Origin of the sequence: Arsenophonus sp. ENCA (assembly GCF_002287155.1) — a bacterium.
GTDB classification, from domain to species: Bacteria; Pseudomonadota; Gammaproteobacteria; order Enterobacterales; family Enterobacteriaceae; genus Arsenophonus; species Arsenophonus nilaparvatae.
This window is the reverse complement of the sequence record NZ_NHNG01000794.1, coordinates 1-5,607: the sequence shown is the minus strand read 5'-3', so window position 1 is coordinate 5,607 and position 5,607 is coordinate 1. Positions and strand designations below refer to the sequence as shown.

The 5,607-nt window shown below is 40.1% G+C and carries 5 protein-coding genes and 2 pseudogenes; 6 read left to right on the top strand and 1 reads right to left on the bottom strand.

What is annotated here, in order from left to right; genetic code table 11:
- Positions 1–141: 141 nt before the first annotated feature.
- The 6 genes and pseudogenes from CBG25_RS20655 to panF all read left to right on the top strand — a co-directional run.
- A pseudogene (locus CBG25_RS20655) lies at positions 142–1,026 on the top strand (oxidoreductase); the annotation flags it as partial.
- 171 nt (positions 1,027–1,197) lie between these two features.
- Entirely contained in the window at positions 1,198–1,695 is a 498-nt protein-coding gene (gene aroQ / locus CBG25_RS20650; RefSeq protein WP_290608948.1) for a type II 3-dehydroquinate dehydratase, read from the top strand.
- A gap of 17 nt (positions 1,696–1,712) precedes the next feature.
- Entirely contained in the window at positions 1,713–2,183 is a 471-nt protein-coding gene (accB, locus tag CBG25_RS20645; RefSeq protein ID WP_063654248.1) for an acetyl-CoA carboxylase biotin carboxyl carrier protein, read from the top strand.
- An 11-nt stretch (positions 2,184–2,194) separates the two neighbouring features.
- Positions 2,195–3,541, top strand: coding sequence for an acetyl-CoA carboxylase biotin carboxylase subunit (gene accC, locus CBG25_RS20640; RefSeq protein ID WP_290608947.1), 1,347 nt, complete (start codon positions 2,195–2,197; stop codon positions 3,539–3,541).
- 126 nt (positions 3,542–3,667) lie between these two features.
- Positions 3,668–3,910, top strand: a complete 243-nt coding sequence (locus tag CBG25_RS20635) for a YhdT family protein (RefSeq protein WP_180816371.1) — start codon at positions 3,668–3,670, stop codon at positions 3,908–3,910.
- A pseudogene (panF, locus tag CBG25_RS20630) lies at positions 3,900–4,997 on the top strand (sodium/pantothenate symporter); the annotation flags it as partial. The gene CBG25_RS20635 and the pseudogene panF, both read left to right, overlap by 11 nt.
- A gap of 53 nt (positions 4,998–5,050) precedes the next feature.
- Here the strand turns inward: panF and CBG25_RS20625 are convergent.
- On the bottom strand, positions 5,051–5,607 hold a 557-nt coding region (locus CBG25_RS20625; RefSeq protein WP_290608946.1), incomplete at its 5' end, for an IS30 family transposase.

Sequence of the window (5,607 nt, the reverse complement as noted above, 5' to 3'; positions counted from 1 at the left end):
ACTTGTCGATCGTCTGTTGGTGATACTGGTTTGCAAAGAGGTCATTCTTAATGGCGCTGCGTTTCTTCATGGTGGTTAGCTCAGTAGACCAGCTTCCGATAACTTTATCAGCAAAATCAAACTCGGCTTAGGTTTTTCGAGGTGCCCATTTATTGGTCTACACTAAACTACAAAGATGCTTTAGCTATTACTGGTAAAGGAAAAATTATCCGCCAATTCCCGATGGTACCAGGCATCGATTTTGCTGGTATCGTTAAGTCTTCAACAGATGCAAAATTTCAAGTCGGCCAACAAGTTTTATTGACCGGCTGGGGTGTTGGTGAAAACCATTGGGGGGGATTAGCAGAACAAGCGCGAGTGCCAGCCAAATGGTTAACAGCTATTCCTGACAAAATGACGATGCGACAAGCGATGATAATCGGCACCGCTGGTTTTACCGCTATGCTCTGTATAATGGCTTTGGAAGAAAACGGCGTAACCATTGATAAAGGCAACATTGTTGTGACAGGAGCCAGTGGTGGTGTAGGTAGTACCGCAATTCAACTGCTAGATAAACTTGGTTATTCCGTCACAGCAGTAACTGGTCGGGAGAGTAATATCGATTACTTAAAAGCTCTTGGCGCTAAACAAGTACTGCTACGTAAAGAGTTTACTACCATACCCCACCCTTTAGAAAAGCAACGTTGGGCAGGAGCTATTGATACTGTTGGCGGCAATATATTAGCAACCGTTATTTCACAAATGTGCTATTCAGGTACAATAGCAGCATGTGGTCTGGCCGCTGATATTATGTTATCGACAACAGTGATGCCTTTTATTCTGCGTAATGTAAGACTACAGGGGATAGACTCTGTGATGGTTCCAACGATTAAACGCCCACAGATATGGCAACGGTTAGCCAATTTATTACCCGATAGTTTTTATCAATTAACAACCACAGAGATCCCGTTAGAAAAAGTGATTGATTATGCCGATAAATTAATTAATAACCAAATCACTGGCCGGACACTGGTAAAAATACGTTAAATTTTTCGAGCCAACCTTGCTGATTAGACTAAAATTTTGCTGCTAATTGCTATGAAATGTTTATAATATCGCTCTTTGTCGTCAAAATAAACGTTTTCATTATGAGAAAAAGATGACAAACTATTAGCATCAAGTTAAGTTGTCTAATTATCAGTCGGAGATACCCGCAAAATGGCAAAAGATTTCCACATTTTGCTGCTAAATGGCCCAAATTTAAATATGCTGGGGACGAGAGAACCACTATTCTATGGTGCTCTTACACTTCAAGATATTGTTAACCAAATGAGCCAAAAAGCAAAACAATTAGGAGTTAAATTAAGTCATTTTCAATCTAATGCGGAACATGAGCTTATTAATGAAATCCATCAAGCTCAAGGAAAAATCGACTTTATATTGATTAATCCGGCAGCATTAACGCATACTAGTGTGGCTTTACGCGATGCAATATTAAGCGTTGACATTCCTTTTTATGAGATCCACCTTACTAATATTAATGCACGTGAGCCATTCAGGCATCACTCCTATCTCTCCGATATTGCAAACGGCGTCATCTGTGGTTTCCGTGCTGATGGTTATATTTTTGCATTAGAAGCTGCGGTTAAATTCTTATTAAATATTGAAGAATTAGCAACCATTGATGAATCCCAACCTAATAAATGTAAAGAATAAAAATACGGAATTAATTTATGGATATTCGTAAAATTAAAAAATTAATTGAGCTTGTTGAAGAATCTGGCATTTCTGAACTAGAAATTTCGGAAGGTGAAGAATCAGTGCGTATTAGCCGTACAATCGTGCAGAATTTACCAAATTTACAACAGTATATGGCAGCGCCAACCACGCATCAACCGGCTTTAGCAAACGCCATTGCACCTTCTCAAATTTTACCTGAAACAACAAATGAGAAAAAAGCAGAGATCAGTGGTTATACTGTTCGCTCGCCAATGGTAGGTACCTTCTACCGAGCGCCAAGTCCAGAAGCAAAACCATTTGTTGAAGTCGGCCAAACGGTTAAGCTAGGGGATCCTCTATGTATTGTCGAAGCGATGAAAATGATGAATCAGATCGAAGCAGACAAAGCAGGTGTAGTTAAAGCAATTCTGCTGGAAAATGGAGAAGCGGTTGAATTTGACGAGCCATTGGTTATCATCGAATAACGAGGCATCCTATGCTTAAAAAAATTGTTATCGCCAACCGTGGCGAAATTGCTTTACGCATTTTACGTGCCTGTAAAGAACTAAAAATAAAAACCGTCGCCGTGCATTCTGCCGCCGATCGTGACTTAAAACATGTATTACTTGCTGATGAAACTGTCTGTATCGGGCCTGCCGCTTCAGCTGAAAGTTATCTTAATATTCCAGCAATCATCTCAGCAGCAGAAATTACTGCTGCAGAAGCCATTCACCCTGGTTATGGTTTTCTATCTGAAAATGCCGACTTTGCCGAAAAAGTGGAACGTTCTGGTTTTATATTCATTGGCCCTAAACCAGAAACTATTCGACTCATGGGTGATAAAGTTTCTGCCATTGAGGCGATGAAAAAAGCTGGTGTTCCTTGTGTTCCTGGCTCAGACGGACCATTAGGAAATGAGATAAAAACCAATAAAACAATTGCTAATCGAATTGGCTACCCAGTTATTATTAAAGCATCTGGTGGTGGTGGTGGCCGCGGTATGCGCGTTGTTCGTAACGAAAGTGAGCTAGAACAAGCCATTACCCTAACTCGCGCCGAAGCCAAAGCTGCCTTTAATAATAGTATGGTTTATATGGAGAAGTTCCTAGAAAATCCGCGCCATATTGAGATTCAAGTACTTGCTGACGGTCAAGGCAATGCGATTTATTTAGCCGAACGTGATTGCTCAATGCAACGTCGCCATCAAAAAGTGGTTGAAGAAGCGCCTGCACCAGGTATAAAAGTTGATATGCGTACAAGCATTGGCGAGCGCTGCGCAAAAGCTTGTCTTGATATCGATTATCGTGGTGCCGGTACTTTTGAATTCCTTTATGAAAATGGCGAATTCTACTTTATTGAAATGAATACGCGTATTCAAGTTGAGCATCCTGTGACGGAAATGATCACTGGGGTTGATCTGATTAAAGAACAGTTAAGGATCGCTTCTGGCTTACCCCTATCTATTAAACAAAAAGATGTTAAAATTCATGGGCATGCAATAGAGTGCCGAATTAATGCAGAAGATGCTAATACCTTCTTGCCAAGTCCGGGTAAAATTACTCGCCTCCATATTCCTGGTGGTTTTGGTATACGTTGGGAATCACACATTTATGCAGGTTACACCGTTCCCCCCTACTATGACTCTATGATTGGTAAGCTGATCACATATGGTGAAACCCGGGAAATTGCTATCCTTCGGATGAAAAATGCCTTATCTGAATTAATTATTGATGGCATTAAAACTAACATAGAATTACAACAAAAAATTATGGATGACAGCAATTTTTTCAAAGGTGGTACCAATATCCATTACCTGGAAAAAAAACTCGCTTCACAGGAATAAACTTTTCTATTCACCTTTCATCACAATAGGGTACGGAATGTACCCTAATTTTTGATACTTTTTCTGAAGATAATCTTTAACTAATATACAAACCCTCAGATTAAATTTTTACTACCAGGAGAACCAATGGACAAACGTTTTCTTCAATCCAACAAAGAAGCTCGTTGGTCAGTTTTTCTTACTGTTGCTTATTTATGTAGTTGGATAATGACTGCCTACCTCCCCGGCGAGGAAATGGGAATAACAGGGATGCCATTATGGTTTGAACTTTCATGTTTATATTTACCTCTGATTTTTATTTTACTTTGTGTCTTAATGGTTAAATTCATTTTTAAACAAATGTCATTGGAAGATAAAGATGCAAATTGAAATTCTATTACCACTTATTGGTTATTTATTATTAGTTTGTTTACTGTCTATTTATGCTTATCATCGACGTCAAAAAGGCGAATTTTTGCATGAATATTTTCTAGGTAATCGCTCTATGGGCGGGGTTGTTTTGGCGATGACCATCACTGCTACCTACATCAGTGCTAGCTCTTTCATAGGTGGTCCTGGAGCAGCCTATAAATATGGCCTTGGCTGGGTGCTACTTGCCTTAATTCAAGTTCCGACTATTTGGCTTTCGCTTGGTGTACTAGGTAAAAAATTTGCCATTTTGGCTCGTCGCTATAATGCGGTGACACTTAATGACATGCTATATGCTCGTTTTCAAAGCCGTTTACTGGTATGGATTGCTAGCATTAGTTTACTCATCGCTTTCTTCGGTGCTATGACAGTTCAATTTATCGGCGGAGCTCGTCTACTTGAAACTACGGCAAATATCCCCTATGAAATAGGATTATTAATATTTGGCATCACTATTGCGCTTTATACTGCGTTTGGTGGTTTTAGAGCTAGTGTCCTTAATGACACCTTACAAGGCTTTGTTATGTTAGTAGGAACCATTATTCTGCTGGTTGCGACTATTCACAAGGCAGGCGGTCTGGCGGCGGCAACAGAGACACTAAAAACGATTGATCCAAAACTAATCACACCACAAGGTGCCGATAACATTTTTAGTATGCCCTTTATGTTTTCCTTCTGGATATTAGTTTGTTTTGGCGTTATTGGCTTACCACACACTGCTGTCCGCTGCATTTCTTATAAAAATAGCCAAGCGATGCACCGAGGGATCATCATCGGTACCATTGTGATGGTTATTTTAATGTTGGGAATGCATTTAGCAGGTGCATTAGGTCGAGCTATTTTACCGGATTTAACGATCCCAGATCAGGTCATCCCAACATTGATGATCACGGTTTTACCTCCATTCGCCGCAGGAATTTTCTTAGCCGCCCCAATGGCTGCCATTATGTCAACAATTAATTCACAATTACTCCAATCTTCAGCAACTATTATAAAAGATCTATATTTAAATATTGCACCAGAGGAGATAAAAAAAGAGAAAAAATTAACCTGGATCTCAAGGGCCCATTCCCAGTCGAAACGCAACAAACCCATAAAACGTTATGCAGCCATTAGATGAGCTAAAAATACTTCATTTGGAGAAAAATAGCCCAACGATTTTCGTCCCCGAGTATTAAGTATGTGCTCAAGTTCTGCAATCTCGTTGTCCGTGACTGAGTTGAAGTCCGTTCCTTTTGGGTAAAAACGGCGGATAAGTCCGTTACTGTGTTCATTTAAACCACGCTCCCATGAGTGATAAGGCCTGGCAAAGAAGACATTAGCACCGGTGATCTCAGTTATCTGTTTATGCATGGAGAACTCAGAACCGTTATCGGCCGTCAAAGTTTTAAAGTCACAGAAGGTATTTGCTACAATGTCACGGAAAGCATCTACAACAGTATCAGCGCGTTTATTCGGTAACTTGCGGATAATAATCTGCTTGGTAGCTTTATCCGCTAGAGTCAGTAAGAATGACTTCTGATCTTTACCAAATACAGTATCAATTTCAAAATGACCGGGTTGTTGCTTAAGATCAGCCTCAGCGGGTCTCTCTTCAATACCCACTCTATCAGGAATAGGGCTACGCTTGGATTCACCCTTATCATAGCGATAATGTT

What these genes read in the sequence shown, in the direction of transcription:
- aroQ (WP_290608948.1), top strand. Translation starts at nt 1,198, where the DNA reads ATGGCAAAAGATTTCCACATTTTGCTGCTAAATGGCCCAAATTTAAAT.
- accB (WP_063654248.1), top strand. Translation starts at nt 1,713, where the DNA reads ATGGATATTCGTAAAATTAAAAAATTAATTGAGCTTGTTGAAGAATCT.
- accC (WP_290608947.1), top strand. Translation starts at nt 2,195, where the DNA reads ATGCTTAAAAAAATTGTTATCGCCAACCGTGGCGAAATTGCTTTACGC.
- CBG25_RS20635 (WP_180816371.1), top strand. Translation starts at nt 3,668, where the DNA reads ATGGACAAACGTTTTCTTCAATCCAACAAAGAAGCTCGTTGGTCAGTT.